General features: G+C 38.4%; 16 protein-coding genes. 6 read left to right on the forward strand and 10 right to left on the reverse strand.

All coding sequences use genetic code 11. The features are described from left to right. Positions 1 to 27: 27 nt before the first annotated feature. The 3 genes from ACFSQP_RS00120 to ACFSQP_RS00130 all read right to left on the reverse strand — a co-directional run bounded on the left by ACFSQP_RS00120 (position 28) and on the right by ACFSQP_RS00130 (position 3,793). Positions 28 to 2,199, reverse strand: a complete 2,172-nt coding sequence (locus ACFSQP_RS00120; protein WP_376890887.1) for a TonB-dependent receptor plug domain-containing protein — start codon at positions 2,197 to 2,199, stop codon at positions 28 to 30. 121 nt (positions 2,200 to 2,320) lie between these two features. Beyond that, a complete protein-coding gene (locus tag ACFSQP_RS00125) occupies positions 2,321 to 3,217 on the reverse strand; it encodes a FecR family protein (protein WP_376890888.1) in 897 nt (298 codons plus the stop codon). Positions 3,218 to 3,277: 60 nt separating this feature from the next. Further along, on the reverse strand, positions 3,278 to 3,793 hold the full coding sequence (locus tag ACFSQP_RS00130; protein WP_376890889.1) for an RNA polymerase sigma factor: 516 nt from the start codon (positions 3,791 to 3,793) through the stop codon (positions 3,278 to 3,280). Between the two features lie 107 nt (positions 3,794 to 3,900). Here ACFSQP_RS00130 and ACFSQP_RS00135 point away from each other — a divergent pair, with 107 nt between their 5' ends. The 3 genes from ACFSQP_RS00135 (at position 3,901) to ACFSQP_RS00145 (ending at position 8,480) form a co-directional block, all read left to right on the forward strand. Continuing rightward, complete coding sequence (locus tag ACFSQP_RS00135) at positions 3,901 to 5,910, forward strand: hypothetical protein (protein WP_376890890.1); 2,010 nt, start codon at positions 3,901 to 3,903, stop codon at positions 5,908 to 5,910. Positions 5,911 to 6,056: 146 nt separating this feature from the next. Further along, complete coding sequence (ffh, locus tag ACFSQP_RS00140) at positions 6,057 to 7,385, forward strand: signal recognition particle protein (protein ID WP_376890892.1); 1,329 nt, start codon at positions 6,057 to 6,059, stop codon at positions 7,383 to 7,385. Between the two features lie 213 nt (positions 7,386 to 7,598). Then, a complete protein-coding gene (locus ACFSQP_RS00145) occupies positions 7,599 to 8,480 on the forward strand; it encodes a bifunctional 5,10-methylenetetrahydrofolate dehydrogenase/5,10-methenyltetrahydrofolate cyclohydrolase (protein WP_376890893.1) in 882 nt (293 codons plus the stop codon). Between the two features lie 13 nt (positions 8,481 to 8,493). On the opposite strand, the gene ACFSQP_RS00150 is transcribed toward ACFSQP_RS00145, so the two are convergent. The 6 genes from ACFSQP_RS00150 to ACFSQP_RS00175 form a co-directional block, all read right to left on the reverse strand. Continuing rightward, positions 8,494 to 8,916, reverse strand: a complete 423-nt coding sequence (locus tag ACFSQP_RS00150) for a VOC family protein (protein WP_376890894.1) — start codon at positions 8,914 to 8,916, stop codon at positions 8,494 to 8,496. A gap of 5 nt (positions 8,917 to 8,921) precedes the next feature. Beyond that, positions 8,922 to 9,680, reverse strand: coding sequence for a 23S rRNA pseudouridine(2604) synthase RluF (rluF, locus tag ACFSQP_RS00155; protein ID WP_376890896.1), 759 nt, complete (start codon positions 9,678 to 9,680; stop codon positions 8,922 to 8,924). Positions 9,681 to 9,697: 17 nt separating this feature from the next. Continuing rightward, on the reverse strand, positions 9,698 to 10,522 hold the full coding sequence (locus ACFSQP_RS00160) for an alpha/beta fold hydrolase (protein WP_376890897.1): 825 nt from the start codon (positions 10,520 to 10,522) through the stop codon (positions 9,698 to 9,700). Further along, complete coding sequence (locus tag ACFSQP_RS00165) at positions 10,519 to 10,884, reverse strand: cupin domain-containing protein (protein ID WP_376890898.1); 366 nt, start codon at positions 10,882 to 10,884, stop codon at positions 10,519 to 10,521. Before ACFSQP_RS00165 ends, ACFSQP_RS00160 begins: the two co-directional genes overlap by 4 nt. Before the next feature lie 96 nt (positions 10,885 to 10,980). Continuing rightward, a complete protein-coding gene (locus ACFSQP_RS00170) occupies positions 10,981 to 11,535 on the reverse strand; it encodes a hypothetical protein (RefSeq protein ID WP_376890900.1) in 555 nt (184 codons plus the stop codon). A 30-nt stretch (positions 11,536 to 11,565) separates the two neighbouring features. Beyond that, entirely contained in the window at positions 11,566 to 13,110 is a 1,545-nt protein-coding gene (locus ACFSQP_RS00175) for a helicase HerA-like domain-containing protein (RefSeq protein ID WP_376890901.1), read from the reverse strand. 203 nt (positions 13,111 to 13,313) lie between these two features. Here ACFSQP_RS00175 and ACFSQP_RS00180 point away from each other — a divergent pair, with 203 nt between their 5' ends. Beyond that, positions 13,314 to 13,946 carry a 7-carboxy-7-deazaguanine synthase QueE gene (locus tag ACFSQP_RS00180; protein WP_376890902.1) on the forward strand — a complete coding sequence of 211 codons (633 nt, stop codon included), beginning with the start codon at positions 13,314 to 13,316 and terminating at the stop codon, positions 13,944 to 13,946. Positions 13,947 to 14,007: 61 nt separating this feature from the next. On the opposite strand, the gene ACFSQP_RS00185 is transcribed toward ACFSQP_RS00180, so the two are convergent. After that, a complete protein-coding gene (locus tag ACFSQP_RS00185) occupies positions 14,008 to 14,547 on the reverse strand; it encodes a DUF2911 domain-containing protein (protein WP_376890904.1) in 540 nt (179 codons plus the stop codon). A 526-nt stretch (positions 14,548 to 15,073) separates the two neighbouring features. On the opposite strand from ACFSQP_RS00185, the gene gyrB reads away from it, so the two are divergent. Beyond that, on the forward strand, positions 15,074 to 17,023 hold the full coding sequence (gyrB, locus tag ACFSQP_RS00190) for a DNA topoisomerase (ATP-hydrolyzing) subunit B (RefSeq protein ID WP_376890906.1): 1,950 nt from the start codon (positions 15,074 to 15,076) through the stop codon (positions 17,021 to 17,023). Positions 17,024 to 17,265: 242 nt separating this feature from the next. Then, the gene (gene mdh, locus ACFSQP_RS00195; RefSeq protein WP_376890908.1) at positions 17,266 to 18,192 is read left to right on the forward strand and encodes a malate dehydrogenase; all 927 of its coding nucleotides are present in this window, start codon (positions 17,266 to 17,268) and stop codon (positions 18,190 to 18,192) included. Positions 18,193 to 18,213 lie beyond the last annotated feature (21 nt).

An 18,213-nucleotide genomic window follows, 5' to 3' on the forward strand; every position in this document is an offset into this window, starting at 1 on the left:
CATGAGAACTGCTAAAGTGTGGAAATACTAAAAGCGAACACCAAACGTAACGTTAGGCGTTATGTTTAAAGCGTTGTTTTTTACTTGTATTACTTGCCCGTTGTTGTCTTGAATATAATAGGCGTTAATGGTATTGCTGGTATTGAAAATATTCCAAACCGAGGCGCCAACATGGGCTTTAGAGGTTTTAAACAAATCAAAATCGTAAGTTACGGAAAAATCGGTTCGCCAATAGTCTGGTAGGCGGTAGGTATTGGGGGCGGTGTAGGTTAAAATATTGGTACTTTGTGTTGCTACCGTGTTTATGGCAACTGCGGGTTTGCCGGTGTGCCAATTTACCCCTAGTGCAAGTTGGAAATTATTTAGTGAATAGGTGCCAGATAGGTTTAGTTGGTGGCGAATGTCCAAATTATTAGGAAAAGGTTCGCCATTATTTAACTGTGGAAACGTATAATCGTTTTTACTGTAAGAATAGCCTAGCCAGGTGTGTAAATTTTGATGCGTTTTACTAACCAAAACATCCAATCCAGAAATAAAATAACGACCTATCGCGTTGGTGTATTGAAACTGATTTTGAAACCCTTGGCTGCGTGTAGTTATGCCATCCACATGTTTTATATAGCCTTCTAAACTAATAAGCCATTTGTGTTTATTAAAGTGTAACCCTGCAGATAGTTGCCCACTAGTTATTACCGGAATGTCTTTATTGTTGGCCAAAATCCAGCGTTTTTTTTCAATGCCTAAAAAATCATTTTGTAAATCAATTATTTGAGACGTGGTTTGGCTTTTTAGTTCACCCAAAAGTTCCAATCGAAAATCTGTTGCAATAATTTGGTTAAAACTTATACGAGGTTCAAAATAAAACCCCGAAAACTTTTCAATATAATTTACCCGGAAACCAAACCGAGCTCGTGTATTGCCTGTAAGCGATTTGTAACTAAATTCGTTGTAAAAACCATGTGTGCGGAGGACTTCTTTTATATACCGTCTAAAAATTGGAGTAGAAACGTCCTCCAGATTGCTAATGCCAATTTCGGAATACTGATAGCCACCTTCGTAATTTAGCTGTGGCGCTACATTGTAAATTAAATGCGCTTTAAAGCTGCCGTCTGCTACCGTGTTTTCTTGAATAAGTGATTGACTATTGGTTAGTTCCAACTGTTTAGCATACAAATTATACTGCGAAAAGGAAGCCTGGATATGTGTTTTTAGTTTATCGTGCCAATTTTTGGTATAGCTACCCTGCAACGCAAAGCTATTTTGGTTTAGTTTGCTATTGGATGCTGTTTGTTGCTGGTTTACCGAGGCTAGTTCTTCATAATCTAAAAAGTTTACAATAGTTACAAAGCCTAATTCTAATTTATCGTTGCCAGAAATAGCATATTGCAGTTTACCGGAAAGGTCGTAAAAATGAAACCGTTCCTTGTTGGTAATAACTGTCTCGGTTGGATTTGTTAAATCGGAATCCTGAAAAATGCGCTGAAAATATTGCTTGTAGGTTGGTGTTTCAAAAGCATCGGTTAAGGAGCGTCTTCCGGATACTTGAAGGCCTATTTTTTTAGAAACCGGAATAAGCGCATAGGCATTGGCAGCCAACATATTTACGCCAAACCCTGCTTCGGGCTTGTTGCTTATGTTTTTGGCGCTTTTCATGTTAATTATACCCGAAACGCCATCGCCAAACTGCGCGCTAGACCCATTTTTAGAAACAACAACCTCTGATATTAACGCTGGGTTAAAAGCAGAGATAAGTCCGAAAAAATGCCCCGATTGATACATTTTAACACCATCCCATAAAATTAAATTCTGGTCGTGTGTGCCGCCGCGTATGGTTACATTGGAAATACGCTCTTCAGCACTAGTTATGCCTGGTAATGCTTGTATGGCTTGTAAAACGTCTGGTTCAATTAGGCCGGGTAAAATACCAAAAGTGTTTAAATTAACATGCGCCGTGCCATCGGCTTGTAATGAAATACCGGGCGTTAGGTAGTTGGTAAGAATAACCTCGTCTAAATATTGTGTTTTAGTAATATCTGAAAATAGTCGTGGTCGTATAGCAAAAGCCAAAGCCGAAATGTTTTCAAAAACCAACTGTGTTTCTGTTTCTAAATAGCTTATTAGTTCAGTTGGGTTTAAGTTTTGCTCTGGTACATTTAGGTATATGCCCTGAATGTTTGTATCGGCATAGGAAAAAGACATGTTATGGGTGCGCTCCAAGTCTTTTAAAACGTTTACCAGACTGCTTTTTTGGTTGGTTATGTTTTGGGCCTTGGCGGGACAAAATAATACCAAACAACACGCAAATACTAAAATAAGACGCTTACTTACCATGCAAAATAATAAAATCGGTTGTTTTGGTGTAGGTTATGTTTAATGGTACCGTTATGGCTTTTAGGGCTAACTCCAAATTGGTATGTGTAAACACACCTGTAAACAGAATGTTTGTATCTAGGTTTTCAGTTTTTATGTTTATGGCGTATTGCCGTTCTAATTCCTTTAAAACAAAAGTTAAAGGCGTGCTGGTAAAAGCACTTTCATTGTTAATCCATGCTGGGGCAGTAGTTGCTATTTGTTTTTTTGGAACAACTTGGTCATTAATAATTACAAACTGATTAGAAGGGTGTAATACCTTGCGCGATGTGTTGGTAACAACTTCTACGGCACCTTCGAAACAAATAACCTCAAAATAATCGGCTCTATTTTCTACAGAAAATTCAGTTCCTAAAACGGTAACTTGGCCCGAACTGGTTTCTACGGTAAATGCTGAACCTTTAGCAACCTTAAAATAGGCCTCGCCATGTAAGGTTAATGAGCGCTTGTTTTTCCAATTTTTTTTGTTGTAACTAAGGGTGGTAAGTGCATTTAGAGTCACTTCAGACGCATCGGGCAATACCACTTGTGTTTTTTCTGCCGTTGCGGTGGCTATTTGTGTGTTTAAGGTAGTGGAATAATAATACACGCTTACAGATACGGCCAGAAGCGCTGCAATTTTTGCTATAAATTTCCATCCCCGAGATTGCTTTTTAGAGGCTTTTGAAATTTCAGTTGAAATGGCCTCGTAAACGGCAGATTCGTTAAAATGGGGTGCTTTAAAATGCTGTAAACCTGCCGTTAATTTCATAAGGGCTTCGTAGTCCTCTAAAGCTTTAAAGGCAGCTTCTTCCTCCGAATTTAGGCTGCCTTGCAACCATTTTTGTATTAATGCGTCTTTGTTCATAACCTTTCTGTTCAAATATATAACAAGCTAACCGCTATTTTTCCTACCTCACATTGTAATTTAAAGGCCTTCAATGTCTTGTCGCAATTGTTTTAAGGCGCTATAAATGCGTTTTTCTACAGCTTTTGTTGAAATACCTAAAAGGGCTGCAATTTCTTTGTGTTTTTTACCTTCTATGCGGTTTAATAAAAAAGCAACGCGCTGCGCCTCGCTTAAATTAGAAAGTGCTTTTTCAAGTTTACTTAAATATTCGCGCTCTTCTAAAAGAAATTCAGGTGTTTCATTTGTAGTAGACTTGGGTTTGGTTTCCTGAAACTTTAAAACTACTTTCTGGTGTGCAACCGCGTTTAGCATTAGGTTGTTTGCCACTGTAAATAGGTAGGATCTCGCTTTTGAAGGTTTTACGTTTTTGCAGTTTTTCCACAGGGTAACAAAGGCCTCTTGCACCTGGTCTTGCGGATTTAAATGTGCCCCAAATTTATAGTACAGAAAATTATGTAAATTTTTGGCATGTGTTTTAAACAGCTTGGAAAACAACTGTTCATTGCAAATATCTTTGTGTAGTTCTTCTGACATTTTGGGTATTTAATCCTGTAAATGTAAAAAAAATCTCATGGCAGGGTAGGAGTTTTCGAAATTAAACTGTTCTATAAGAAACAAGTCTAACCATAAACACATAAATTATGAAAAAACCAAATCAACTTTTATTCCTACTACTTGGAATTTTGTTTTTTACACTAACCGCTTGTCAAGACGAGGCTGTGGAAGTAACACCGCCAAATAACCAGGAAATTATTCAATCGGATTCTAACTTGGCTAGTTTGCTACGAAATACGTCAAGCAATAACGGTAGGGTGGACAATATAATGGACAACAGCGATTGTTTTACCGTAGACCTACCCGTTACCATTGTTGCCAACGGTATTACACTTACCATTGAAACCCTGTCCGATTTGAGTTTGATAGAAGCTATATTTAATGAAAATTCAAACGATTTAGACGATTTAGAGTTTCTGTTCCCCATAACCATTATTTTAAACGATTTTACTGAAATTAATATTGAAACAGAGGAAGAACTAGAATCCTTTGTGGAAGGATGTATAGCTGACGATGACATTATTGAATGTGCAAATTTTGTGTATCCTATTTCATTTTCTATTTACAACACCAGTTTTCAGGTTATTGAAACAGTTGTAGTTAACAACGATTATGAGTTATATGTTTTTCTAGACGAATTAGAAGACAATGAAAGCGGCGTACTTTTAGCTAGTTTAAACTTTCCGGTAAGCATTGCCTATACAAATGGTACTACACTAGAAGTTGCTAATAACCAAGAACTGGAAGCGGCTATTAATGCTGCTGCCCAAAACTGTGAAGAAACCGACTACGACGCCGACTGCGACATAGATGTGGTTATGAATAATTTGAAAAACTGCTATTGGAATATTTCTAGTTATAACGGAGACAACCATTTAGAATTTTACACCTTAAATTTTAAAGGAGGCGATTCCTTGCAGGTTACCACACCTAATTTTGAAGTAATAGAGGCAAATTGGCAACTAACCGCTAATGGTGAAGGCGCTTCGGAAATTACCATTTCTAATTTTATTACAGATACCAATGGCACTTGGATTTTAGATGACTGCGACGCCGATCAATTGGAGTTGGTACAAACCATTCCAAATACAACCGATGAGATTGTCATGATTTTAAATCAGGATTGTGAAGAAACACCTTTCGATTGTTTCAGCGACCTTGCCTTTACTGTTTGTGATGAAAATAATGACGGCATAGAACTAAAAGATTTAGAAATATTGGTTTTAGAACCGCTATCGTGCAATCAAAACTACACGGCAACCTTCTTTGAAACAGAGGCAGATGCGCAAAACAATACAAATCCAATAGCACAACCAAGTAATTATGCGCTTTCCATGCCAAATCAAACCATTTACTTACGTGTGGCAGCGCTTAACGGTGTTTTTGAAATATATGAAATAGACTTTACTCTAGAAAATTGTGCACCCTATTGCAACGAATCGGATGTGGCAGCATGGCTGCAAACCTGTACTTGGGAAGTAATTAGTTACAATGGCGACGATCATTTAGCCCTGTTCGATTTCAATTTCGTGTCAGCCTCACAAGTTGTTATAACAGGCGATGGTTTAACCATTAATGCTAATTGGGCTGTTACACAAACAGGTAATACTGTACAGTTGGCCTTTTCCAACGTTAACGGACCAAATATTCAAGCGGTTAATGGCGATTGGATTATTACAGGCTGCCAAAGTGGTTTCCTGCAAATGGAAAACACCAACAATACAGTCATGATTATGGAACAGGACTGCAATAATGCTGGTATGTGTACACCTGAAGATGTGGTGGGTATGTTATTAAATTGCGAGTGGACGGCAACAAGCTATGCCGGCAGCGATTTTAGTATGTTTAATTTCAATTTTATGGCCAATAATGAAGCCACTATTTTTATACCAAATGGCAATGAAACCTACACCGCAAATTGGTCTGTTAATCAAGGTAGTACTGGTGTCGAGGTAACACTTTCAAATATTTCTGGAGGAAATGTTGTAATCATGGAAGGAACCTATGTAGTAGTGGAGTGTACGGATAATCAAATAGTATTGCACGATGTAACCAATAGTAACAACGAATTAGTTTTAGATAAAGATTGCGATTAAATTTTTAGTGTTTAATTAGTTTATAGTTCAATACCCTAAAAAGGCTGCATAGTTATGCAGCCTTTTTTATATAATTAAGTGCCAACTAAAGTTTATAATTTAATACGAAATTGCTATTTTTGTGCCTCCTAAAATTTAAAGAAACTATGTTTAATAATTTAAGTGAAAAGTTAGATAAAGCGTTACACGTATTAAAAGGCCACGGCAGTATTACAGAAGTAAACGTAGCCGAAACTTTAAAAGAAGTACGCCGAGCGCTTTTAGATGCCGATGTTAACTTTAAAATAGCTAAAGATTTTACGGTTCGCGTAAAAGAAAAAGCATTAGGACAAAACGTACTTACTACACTCCAGCCAGGCCAATTAATGGTTAAAATTGTTAAGGACGAGTTAACCGAATTAATGGGAGGTGATGCCGAAGGATTAAATTTATCTGGAAATCCTAGCGTTATTTTAATGTCTGGTTTACAAGGTTCTGGTAAAACAACGTTTTCCGGTAAACTGGCTAATTATTTAAAAACTAAAAAAACCAAGAAACCACTTTTAGTGGCGTGCGATGTGTACCGTCCAGCAGCCGTGGACCAATTGCATGTTGTAGGTGAGCAAATTGGTGTTGAGGTTTACAGCGATAAAGGCAATACAGATCCAGTTGCTATTGCTCAAGCAGGTATTGCGCACGCTAAAGCAAATGGTTTCAATGTGGTTATTATAGATACGGCTGGCCGTTTGGCGGTAGATGAGGTAATGATGACCGAAATATCTAACATCCATAAAGCCATACAACCACAGGAAACTTTGTTTGTTGTAGATTCTATGACAGGGCAGGATGCGGTAAATACGGCAAAAGCTTTTAACGATGTTTTAAATTTTGATGGGGTTATTCTTACAAAATTAGACGGTGACACGCGTGGTGGAGCAGCCATAACCATTAAATCGGTGGTAAATAAGCCTATTAAATTTATAGGTACTGGCGAAAAAATGGAAGCTATCGATGTGTTTTACCCATCGCGTATGGCCGATAGAATTTTGGGAATGGGTGACGTGGTATCGCTTGTGGAGCGCGCCCAAGAACAATATGATGAGGTAGAGGCTCGAAAGCTTCAGAAGAAAATAGCCAAAAACCAATTCGGATTTGACGACTTTTTAAAGCAAATTCAGCAAATCAAGAAAATGGGTAACATGAAAGACCTTATTGGTATGATACCTGGCGCTGGTAAAATGATGAAAGATGTAGATATAGATGACGATGCTTTTAAAGGTATTGAAGCCATAATCTATTCCATGACTCCTGCCGAGCGCAGCAATCCGTCGCTCATTAATGCTAGTAGAAAAAAACGAATAGGAAAAGGTTCTGGAACATCTGTTCAGGAGGTAAATCAGTTGCTGAAGCAATTCAACCAAATGAGTAAAATGATGAAAATGATGCAAGGTGGAAAAGGAAAAGCCATGATGCAAGCCATGAAAGGAATGCGCTAAACGGCGTAAATTGGAGGTTTTGAAAACAGCTAACCCTAAACTAGTGCGCCTGCCTAAAAAACCGAACAACCGAAAGGAAACTAAATACAATTGGAAATTAGTGTTTGTTGGTAAAACGTAAGTGGTAAAACAACAGGCCGTAAATTTTTAAATTAATAAAACAGCAGCTTCAAAAGCACAGTAAAATAAAAGGCGGTAATTCAAATAATATTTATGGTTATACTAGACGGAAAAAAGGTAAGCAACGACATTAAAGATGAAATTGCAGAAGAGGTAAAAAAAATGAAAGCCAAAGGCGAAAAGGTACCTCATTTAGCGGCTGTTATTGTTGGAAACGACGGTGCTAGTTTAACCTATGTAGGAAGTAAAGTTAAGGCCTGCGAACGTGTTGGTTTTGAATCCACTATGGTACGAATGTCTAATACCACCAGCGAGATAGAATTGTTAGATAAAATCCAGGAATTAAACAACAATCCAGATATTGATGGTTTTATAGTGCAGTTGCCGCTACCGCCTCAAATTAATACTCAAAAAGTTTTAATGACGGTAGATCCGGATAAGGATGTAGATGGTTTTCACCCTATGAACTTCGGGAAAATGGCCCTGGATATGTCTACTTTTATCCCGGCTACCCCTTTTGGTATTCTAGAATTACTGGACCGCTATAATGTAGAAACTAAAGGTAAGCACACGGTTGTTATTGGCAGAAGTCATATTGTGGGCAGACCTATGAGTATTTTAATGGGTCGTAAGGGGTTTCCAGGAAATTCTACGGTTACCATAACACACAGTCATACTAAAAACATAACCCAAATTACCAGTCAGGCAGACATTATAATTTCTGCATTGGGGGTTCCTAACTTCCTTAAAGCTGAAATGGTAAAAGACGATGCTGTTATTATTGATGTTGGTATAACACGGGTAACGGACGATACAGCGCCTAAAGGTTATGTTATTACCGGCGATGTAGATTTCGAAAACGTGAGCAAAAAAGCTAGTTATATAACACCTGTACCGGGTGGCGTTGGGCCAATGACTATTGCTATGCTTCTTAAAAACACCTTGTTAGCAAGAGAACTTCACCGTAGTAAATAATAATTATTAATAGTTACTTGGCAAATAGCTGCGAGGCATCTTTGAAGGCTTTAAATTCTAACGCATTTCCAGCGGGATCATAAAAAAACATGGTGGCCTGCTCGCCTGTAGCACCTTTAAATCGGATGTAGGGTTTTATAATAAACGACACACCTTTTTGTTGTAAACTTTCGGCAACTGTATGAAAGTTATCCCAGGGTAATACCACGCCGTAATGTGGTACGGGAACAGATTTGCCGTCTACAGCACTAGTTGGTAACTGCTGGTTGGATTTAGCTTGGTAGTGAATAACTAATTGGTGCCCGAAAAAGTTGAAATCCACCCATGTGTCACTACTTCTGCCTTCTTCACAGTTTATAACATCGCGATAAAATGCCCTACAAGTTTCTAAATTATGAACCGGTATGGCAATATGGAAGGGACAAAGGACAGTCATATAGTTTATTTTTTATGCTTTTTAGTTCTAGGTTGGGTCGTATAGGTTTTATCCGAATCTTCCAGCAGCCTGTTTAGTTCTGCTAATTCCTGCGGTGTAAATTCGCGATATTTGCCTACCGGAATATCCAGATTTATATTCATAATACGCACACGTTTAAGAGCAGTTACTTCGTAAGTTAAATATTCGCACATGCGGCGTATCTGCCTGTTTAGGCCTTGTGTTAAAATAATTTTGAAGGTATAGGTGCTTAATTTTTCAACAACACATTTTTTAGTTACCGTATCTAAAATAGGAACACCATTGGCCATACGTTCTATAAAAGTTTGCGAAATAGGTTTATCTACGGTAACAATATATTCTTTATCGTGGTTGTTGCTACCGCGTAATATTTTATTTACAATGTCGCCATCATTGGTAAGGAAAATTAAACCTTCGGAAGGTTTATCTAATCTACCAATAGGAAAAATGCGTTTTGGATAATTTATAAAATCGATGATATTGTCTTTCTCAATGCGCGTATCGGTGGTGCAAACAATACCAACTGGTTTGTTAAAAGCCAAATAAACAAAATCGTTTTCTTTTGCTTTTATTACGGTACCGTCTACGGCAACCACATCTGTGCTGCGTACTTTTGTGCCCATTTCTGGTACTACGCCGTTAATGGTTACGCGTTTGTCATCAATAAGTTTGTCGGCTGCTCTTCTTGAGCAAAAGCCAGCCTCGCTTAAAAACTTATTGAGTCGTGTTAATTTTTCTTCCATGTTGCAAAGGTATTAATTTACCCTTTTAAAAACGTAAGGATGTGGTCAGATATGCTACGATCCTTCAGCGAGTGGCCAAACCCCGACGTTGTAATGAGCGTGCTATTTGTTAAGTTAGCATGCAATTCTATAGCGTCTGCGTAGGGGATGACACGGTCTTTATTGTCGTGAATTATCAGGCTTTTTATGGCTAACTGTTTGCTAAATTGCGCTGTTGAAAAGTTTTTAGGAGCCACATTAAATACGGTTTCTATGTGTTTATTAGTAGCTTGTTTGGTACGTTCCGAAAATCCCATCATGTGGTAATACCTGTTTATAACACCTTCAAATTTAGTGGGAGTTCCCAGTAGGACCATCTTTTTTACGTTAGCTGATTTAAGTTTTGTCTGGGCGTAAACAGCTGCCATGCCGCCAACAGAATGTCCAATTACAATATCAGGATGGTAATGATTAGAAACTACTTGCATAAAATTGGCATACAGAATAGCGTTAAAACGCTTACTACCCGAATTGCCATGTGCTGGCGCATCCAAGGCAACGATGTTATAGTTTAAATCCTGCATGTCTTTAATAAGAAAATGCCACCGGCCCGAATTGCTCTCCCAACCATGGGCTAACAAAATAGTTGGTCCGCTACCTTTCCAAGTGTACGTGTTAATTTGGTAGTCTTCAAAAAATAAGGTTTTGGAAACAGCCGATTTAAGAAACTTGCTTTGTTTTGGTGTAATCTGGCCGTTTCGGGGTGTTGTAAAAAGGTATAAGGCCACACGTGCTGCTGTTTTTTTAGAGACAATACCAACACTATTAATTAAAAAACCCAGGCTCTTTGGTATAGTAATCATGGTGCTTCTCTGTTAACCAAATCCATTGAAAAGGCGGGTGTACAAATAGCTAAATAGGTACATGGCTCGGCAAAAGGATTGGAATACTGCACACGCGTATTTTTGTTTATTTTTATGGATTGGCCAGCCTCTAAAATAATTTTTTCGCCATTAATTATAAATTGTTTTTTTCCGTTAATAATAAAGGTATATTCATCAAATTCTGGTGTTTGAAACGGTTCTTGCCAGCCTGGCGGCGCTACCATATGTGCAATGCTTAAGTTTTGGTTGCCATCTGTGGCTAAACCTACATGCTCTTTAATTATTTTACCGTCGGTGGTGGGTACCACAAAAGGCGCTTTTTGGATGTTGTATGGTTTCATGTCAATTTGGTTTAGAATGTGTAACGCTTGAAGTAACACAAAAACAGCAACGCGTACTGCTTTTGTGTTACATGTTTTAAATTCAACTGCGATGAATTAGTGCCATCCCAGCATAAAGTATTTTATTTTTGCTGTTTCTGGTATCTGTATTGCTTCAATTTGGGTATTGGAATCAAATTGCAAGCTTGCCGGTAGCTCCTTTTTGTCGATGGTAAAAAAGGCTTGGATGTCATCCACAAAAATTACCACATTTTTAATAGTATTTTGTATGCTTGAAATGGTATATTTTTTTTGAATTTCGCCAAATGTACTAGCTACTGAAATACCTTCCGGTGTTTTATAGCGGCTATCCATAACCTTTACGGTGCTTATTACGGCGGTGGAGTCTGTTATTTGTTTCGGACTTAACACCAATAAAGTATTACCTGTTTTGTCTCTAATTTCAATATCGGAGTAGGCTCTCATATAAGCCTCGGTGGTGGCTAATTTTACAATAGTGTCGTTGGGAAATGCCATAGCTAAATTAGCTACTTGTGTGGTGTCTGTTAACAGGCCAACACGGTTTTTACTTATTTGAAAAGGATCCGGTTGGTTTGAGCAGCTAGATGCGATAGCGGCAATGGTAATAATACTTAAAATTATTTTTCTCATTCGGTTTAAATATATTTAGTGGTTTAAAAATTAATTTCGTTTGGAGCTGTTCATGGCTTTACTTAAAATACCAAAAACACTTCGTATAAACGTGGCACTGGTTAATACTTTAACCAGCGGACTCATGCTAGAGCTGCGTCCTGTAGTTTGTTTTCTAGCTGTTTTTTTCTCTAAAAGTTCCCGTTCCTGTTTTGCTTTTTCTTGGAGCTCTTGTGCTTGGGCATGCGTAATTTTTTCCGAAAGCAGTTCGTAAGCACTTTCCCGATCTATGGCTTCGTTATACTTTTTAGTTAAAGCAGATTGGCCAAGGACTTCTTTAATTTCCGCAGGAGTTAAAATGTCCATTCTACTCATAGGAGCACGCATCATGGTGGCGGCTAAAGGTGTTGGTCGTCCTTTTTCGTTTAAAGCAGAAACTAAAGCCTCGCCAGTACCTAAGGCTGTTAAAATGCTGGCAGTGTCGTAATAGGCAGTGTCTGGATAATTTTGTGCTGCTAATTTAATGGCTTTTCGGTCTTTGGCCGTAAAGGCACGGAGGGCGTGTTGTATTTTTAAACCTAATTGGCTCAATACGGCTTCGGGCACATCTGTAGGGTTTTGGGTAACAAAGTAGAGGCCAACACCCTTACTACGTATAAGCTTAACAATACTTTCTATTTGGCTTAATAAAGCTTTAGAGGCTTCTTTAAATATTACGTGTGCCTCGTCTATAAACAAAACAAGTTCTGGCCTATCGGTGTCTCCTTGTTCTGGGAAAGTTTGGTAAATTTCAGCAAGTAAGCTTAACATAAAGGTTGAAAATAACTGGGGTTTATCCTGTATGTCCGTTAGGCGCACAATGTTTATAAAGCCCCTGCCATTGTCATCCACCCGCAATAGGTCGTTCACTTCAAACGATTTTTCACCAAAAAAGATGTCACCACCTTGTTGCTCTATAGCAACTATTTTTCGTAAAATGGCGCCTGTAGATGCTGCTGAAATGCGACCATAATGTTCTTGAAATTCTTCGCGACCCTCCTGTGTGGCATATTGCAGTATTTTTTTAAAGTCCTTTAAGTCCAGTAAGGGTAGATTATGATCGTCGCAATACTTAAAAATAACAGAAATAATACCAGCTTGTGTTTCGGTTACGTCTAAAATTCTGGAAATTAGTACTGGGCCAAATTCGCTTACTGTGGCACGTAAACGCACACCATCTTGCTCTGAAAGCGATAAAATTTCAATGGGGAAGGCCTGCGGATTAAAGGGCAAACCAATTTGAGCATGGCGCTCGTTAATTTTGGTATGACCCGGACTAGCTTTGGCTAAACCACTTAAATCGCCCTTTAAGTCCATTAACAAAACAGGAATGCCTTTATCGCTTAAATTTTCGGCAAGCACTTGAAGGGTTTTTGTTTTACCGGTTCCCGTAGCACCTGCAATTAAACCGTGTCTGTTCATGGGTTTTAGCGGAATGTTTACAAAGGCATTGGTTATGGTTTTGCCATTTAACATGGCCGAGCCTAAAGTAATAAATTCGCCTTTAAAGCTGTTTCCTTCGGTTATGTGTTTCCGGAATGTTTCGGTTTTTTCCATGGTCTAAAATTTGTATAAAAGTACAATTCTCTTGTTAATCAGCAGAAATTTTTCTGAATAATATGCGGGTTTTGTCATTGCAGAAAAGAATACTATGTAATGAGCATGGTTTGTACTTACTAACTGGTGGTTTATAAATGCGTTAGCTAAAAATAAGGACCAATATAGAGCAGACTGCGTCTTGTTTTATATCTTTGCACGCTATGACAAAAAGTGAAAGACAAGCATTGTTAAATAAAGGGCTTTTATTGCCGTTAATGGAGGAGTTTTACACCATACAAGGTGAAGGGTTTCATAAAGGAACGGCTGCCTACTTTATTCGTGTGGGCGGTTGCGATGTAGGTTGCCATTGGTGCGATGTAAAGGAAAGCTGGGTAGCAGAACTGCATCCGCCAACGGCTATTGAAAGTATTGTGGCTCACGCTACCAAATACAGTAAAACCATTGTGGTTACAGGAGGCGAACCCCTAATGTGGAATATGGATCCTTTAACTTCAAAATTAAGGGCAGAAGGTTTACAAACACATATTGAAACATCTGGTGCCTACCCGCTTACAGGCCAATGGGATTGGATTTGCTTGTCGCCTAAAAAACGTAAGTTACCCACCCATGAGGTGTACGCCAAAGCACATGAATTGAAATGTATTATTTTTAATAAAGACGATTTTCGGTTTGCGGAGGAGCAAGCGGCCAAGGTTAATACCAATTGTAAGCTGTATTTACAGCCCGAATGGAGTAAGCGCGACAAGGTGGTGCCAGATATTGTAGATTATGTTATGGCGAATCCCAAATGGAAGGTGTCGCTACAAACCCATAAATATTTAAATATCCCTTAAAAAGAAACGCCTAGTTTGAATTACAACAAACTAGGCGTTTACTTTTTATTTTGCTCGGGTATTACTTGGTAGCAGTTGGTACTGCTAACCGTAAGTTACCCCAGCCCATATGCATGGTTCCTTTCTCGTCAAAACTTATAGAAAAGGCCTCAACAGATTCGTCAGCCATTTTTACAGGTGCTTTAACCCGAGCCACGTCATTGGCCTCGTTGTAATAATAAGCGCCCCAAGTGTTAAGGTCTTTGTTTATAATAACGGTCCAAGCCTCTTCTCCTGGAATGGTAAACAAGGAATAGGTGCCCGCTTTAATTAGCTTGTCGCCAAAATTTGTGTCTTTATAAAAAGTAATTTCTGGTGCTTCGTTAGCACCAGTACGCCAAACTTTACCAGCAGGTGCTAATTGCTCTATTGTACGGTTTTTAAGTTGTGGCCTGCTGTAAATTACCTTTATAAACTTATTAGCGTTTTTGTAATCCGAAGGAAAAGTTGCCGCATCCATGGGACTTTTGTCTAATTTAGGAAACGTTTGCGCCTGTAAATTGTTGCTAAAAAATAAAGCTACTATGCAAACAAAAGCGACAATACCTGTTAATTTTTTCATGTTATTTTAAATTTTAAGGTTATGCTGTTCGGAAATTATAAAGAACAGCCGGTTTTTGTAAAAATAACAATAATAAGAATGTACTCTAATCATAAGTGGTATTAATTTTAAATTTGGCCTTTTTAGGTAGCTAGATTAATTAGTTTTTGGTCGTTTTAAAACGGTATGCGTTCAGGGTTACGAAACAAATAAGCCCTTATAACGCGTTTTTGTATTTTTGAAGCTTTTTAATTTGGTTATTTTTTGCCGAAATCAAATTTAAGCCCCTTTTTAAACGATTTAAAGATGTTTTGTAGGAATTAACAATTGTTAATAATTTTGCACTACAACGCTTAAAAAGCTTTCAAATAGCATTAAAAAAGTGTATATTTGTAAGTATTCATAAAGGATGCTGGTAAAGCGTCCTTTTTTGTGTAGAAAAAACTTTTTATAAAATACGAATATTCAACAGCAAATTTGTTTGTACCATCGCACTTTTTGCGTTTACGCAATGGAAAAGGCAGGTGCAACTTTAAAATTTCAATTTATGAGCGAAGAAAGAGAAGCGTTTAACAAGGATAACTATTCAGCAGATAGTATTCAGGCATTAGAAGGCATGGAGCATGTGCGCATGCGTCCGTCCATGTATATTGGCGACACCGGTGTTCGTGGTTTACACCATTTGGTTTACGAGGTGGTCGATAACTCTATAGACGAAGCTTTAGCCGGGCATTGTAACAATATTACGGTTACCATAAACGCAGATAACTCCATTACTACCGAGGACGACGGCCGTGGTATTCCTGTAGATATGCATAAAAAAGAAGGCGTATCTGCTCTGGAAGTGGTTATGACTAAAATTGGTGCCGGTGGTAAATTCGACAAGGATTCTTACAAGGTCTCTGGAGGGTTACACGGGGTGGGAGTAAGTTGTGTAAATGCCTTATCCGACAACTTAAAAGCAACCGTTTACCGAAAAGGTGAAATTTGGGAGCAAGAGTACGAGCGAGGCAAGCCTATGTACCCTGTAAAGCGCGTGGGCGAAACAGATAAGCGTGGTACCATAGTTACCTTTAAGCCAGATGCTACTATTTTTACACAAACACTGGAGTATAGCTACGACACCCTAGCAAGCCGTTTGCGCGAATTAGCTTTTCTTAACAAAGGCATTACCATTCATTTGGTAGATAAGCGCCATAAAACCGATGAGGGCGAATTTGTAGGTGAAACATTTCATTCCGAAGAAGGCTTAAAAGAATTTATAAAGTTTTTAGATGGCAATAGAGAGCCACTTACACGCGAAGTAATCGCATTTGAAGGTGAAAAAAATGGCGTGCCTGTAGAGGTTGCCATGATTTATAACACCTCCTACGCCGAAAATTTACACTCCTATGTAAACAATATTAACACGCATGAAGGTGGTACACATTTGTCGGGCTTCCGAAGAGGATTAACACATACACTTAAAAAATATGCGGATGAGTCTGGGTTGCTTAAAAATTTAAAATTCGAAATTGCTGGAGATGATTTCCGAGAAGGCCTTACCGCTATTATTTCGGTAAAAGTGCAGGAGCCACAATTTGAAGGACAGACCAAAACAAAATTAGGAAACCGAGAAGTGTCTGCATCGGTAAGCCAAGCGGTTTCCGAAATGTTAACCGATTATTTGGAAGAGCACCCAGAGGACGCCAAGACCATTGTGCAAAAAGTTATTTTAGCCGCACAAGCGCGCCATGCCGCTCAAAAGGCACGCGAATTGGTACAGCGCAAAACGGTTATGAGTATTGGAGGCTTGCCTGGTAAGCTTTCCGATTGCTCGGAGCAAGATCCTTCTAAATGCGAGGTGTATTTAGTTGAGGGTGATTCGGCTGGTGGAACGGCCAAACAAGGTCGCGACAGGGCGTTTCAAGCAATTTTGCCTCTTAGAGGTAAAATTTTGAATGTAGAAAAAGCCATGACGCATAAGGTTTTTGAAAACGAGGAAATAAAAAATATTTTTACCGCTTTAGGGGTAACTATAGGAACCGATGAAGATAGTAAAGCGCTTAATTTGTCTAAATTGCGCTACCATAAGGTAGTTATTATGTGTGATGCCGATATTGATGGTAGTCATATTGAAACCTTAATACTAACCTTCTTTTTCCGTTATATGCGGGAGTTAATTGAAAACGGTCATATCTTCATTGCCACACCGCCACTTTACTTAATAAGAAAAGGCGCTAAAAAGCAATATGCTTGGAATGACGAGGAGCGCGCAGCTATTTTAAAAGACTTTGGCGAAAACGCTAAAATTCAGCGTTATAAAGGTTTAGGTGAAATGAATGCCGAACAACTTTGGGACACGACCATGAATCCAGAAAACAGAACCTTAAGACAAGTAAATATCGATAATGGAGCAGAAGCCGATCGTATTTTTTCTATGCTAATGGGCGACGAGGTGCCACCTAGAAGAGATTTTATTGAAAAAAATGCTATTTATGCAAATATTGATGCTTAAAACATAGGTCTCATTATAAAAAAGCGCTTGTTCATTTAGTTGGCCAGCGCTTTTTTTAGTTCCAAACATGGCGCATTGCAGTCCGTTTATTGGGTGCTTTTCGTTTATTTTTATTAGGATTGAAATAGATAGGGTAACATGTTGGAAATGCCACAGATATTTCGTAAAAACTATAAACGTTTGTAACATAAAAATGTTAAATTTGTGACCATTAATGTTTCACAAATAAAAAAAATACATACATGAAAGTAACAGTAGTAGGTGCTGGAGCAGTAGGAGCCAGTTGTGCAGAATACATAGCCATTAAAAATTTTGCGTCGGAAGTTGTTTTATTAGATATTAAGGAAGGCTTTGCAGAAGGTAAAGCTATGGATTTAATGCAAACAGCCTCATTAAATGGATTCGATACAAAAATAACTGGTATTACCAATGATTATTCGGCAACGGCCAATAGTGATATTTGTGTAATTACGTCTGGTATTCCTAGAAAACCAGGTATGACCCGCGAAGAATTAATAGGTATTAACGCAGGTATTGTAAAAACCGTTTCTTCAAGTTTAATAGAGCATTCTCCAAACACCATTATTATTGTGGTTAGTAACCCTATGGATACAATGACCTATTTAGTTCACAAAACAACAGGTTTACCAAAACATCGCATAATAGGAATGGGTGGTGCGCTAGATTCGGCACGTTTTAAATACCGTTTAGCGGAAGCTTTAGGTGCGCCTATAAGTGATGTGGATGGTATGGTAATAGGTGGCCATAGCGATACAGGAATGGTACCTTTAACGCGTTTAGCAACACGTAATAGTGTGTTAGTTTCTGAATTTTTATCGGAAGAGCGTCTTAACCAAGTAAAAGAAGATACCAAAGTAGGTGGTGCAACCTTAACAAAACTATTAGGAACCTCTGCGTGGTATGCGCCGGGCGCAGCCGTAAGTGGTTTGGTTCAAGCTATTGCTTGCAATCAGAAAAAAATGTTCCCATGTTCAGTATTATTAGAAGGTGAGTATGGTTTAAATGATATTTGTATTGGCGCACCTGTAATTTTAGGTCGTAATGGTATTGAAGAAATTGTTGAAATTGCCTTGTCCGATGCCGAAAAAGCCCACATGCAAGAAAGCGCAGAAGGTGTCAGAAAAACAAATGGCCTTTTGGCACTATAATTGCCCCATGTTAAACCGTTG

The sequence above is a fragment of the Bizionia sediminis genome (assembly GCF_042684585.1).
Classification (GTDB): Bacteria; Bacteroidota; Bacteroidia; order Flavobacteriales; family Flavobacteriaceae; genus Algorimicrobium; species Algorimicrobium sediminis.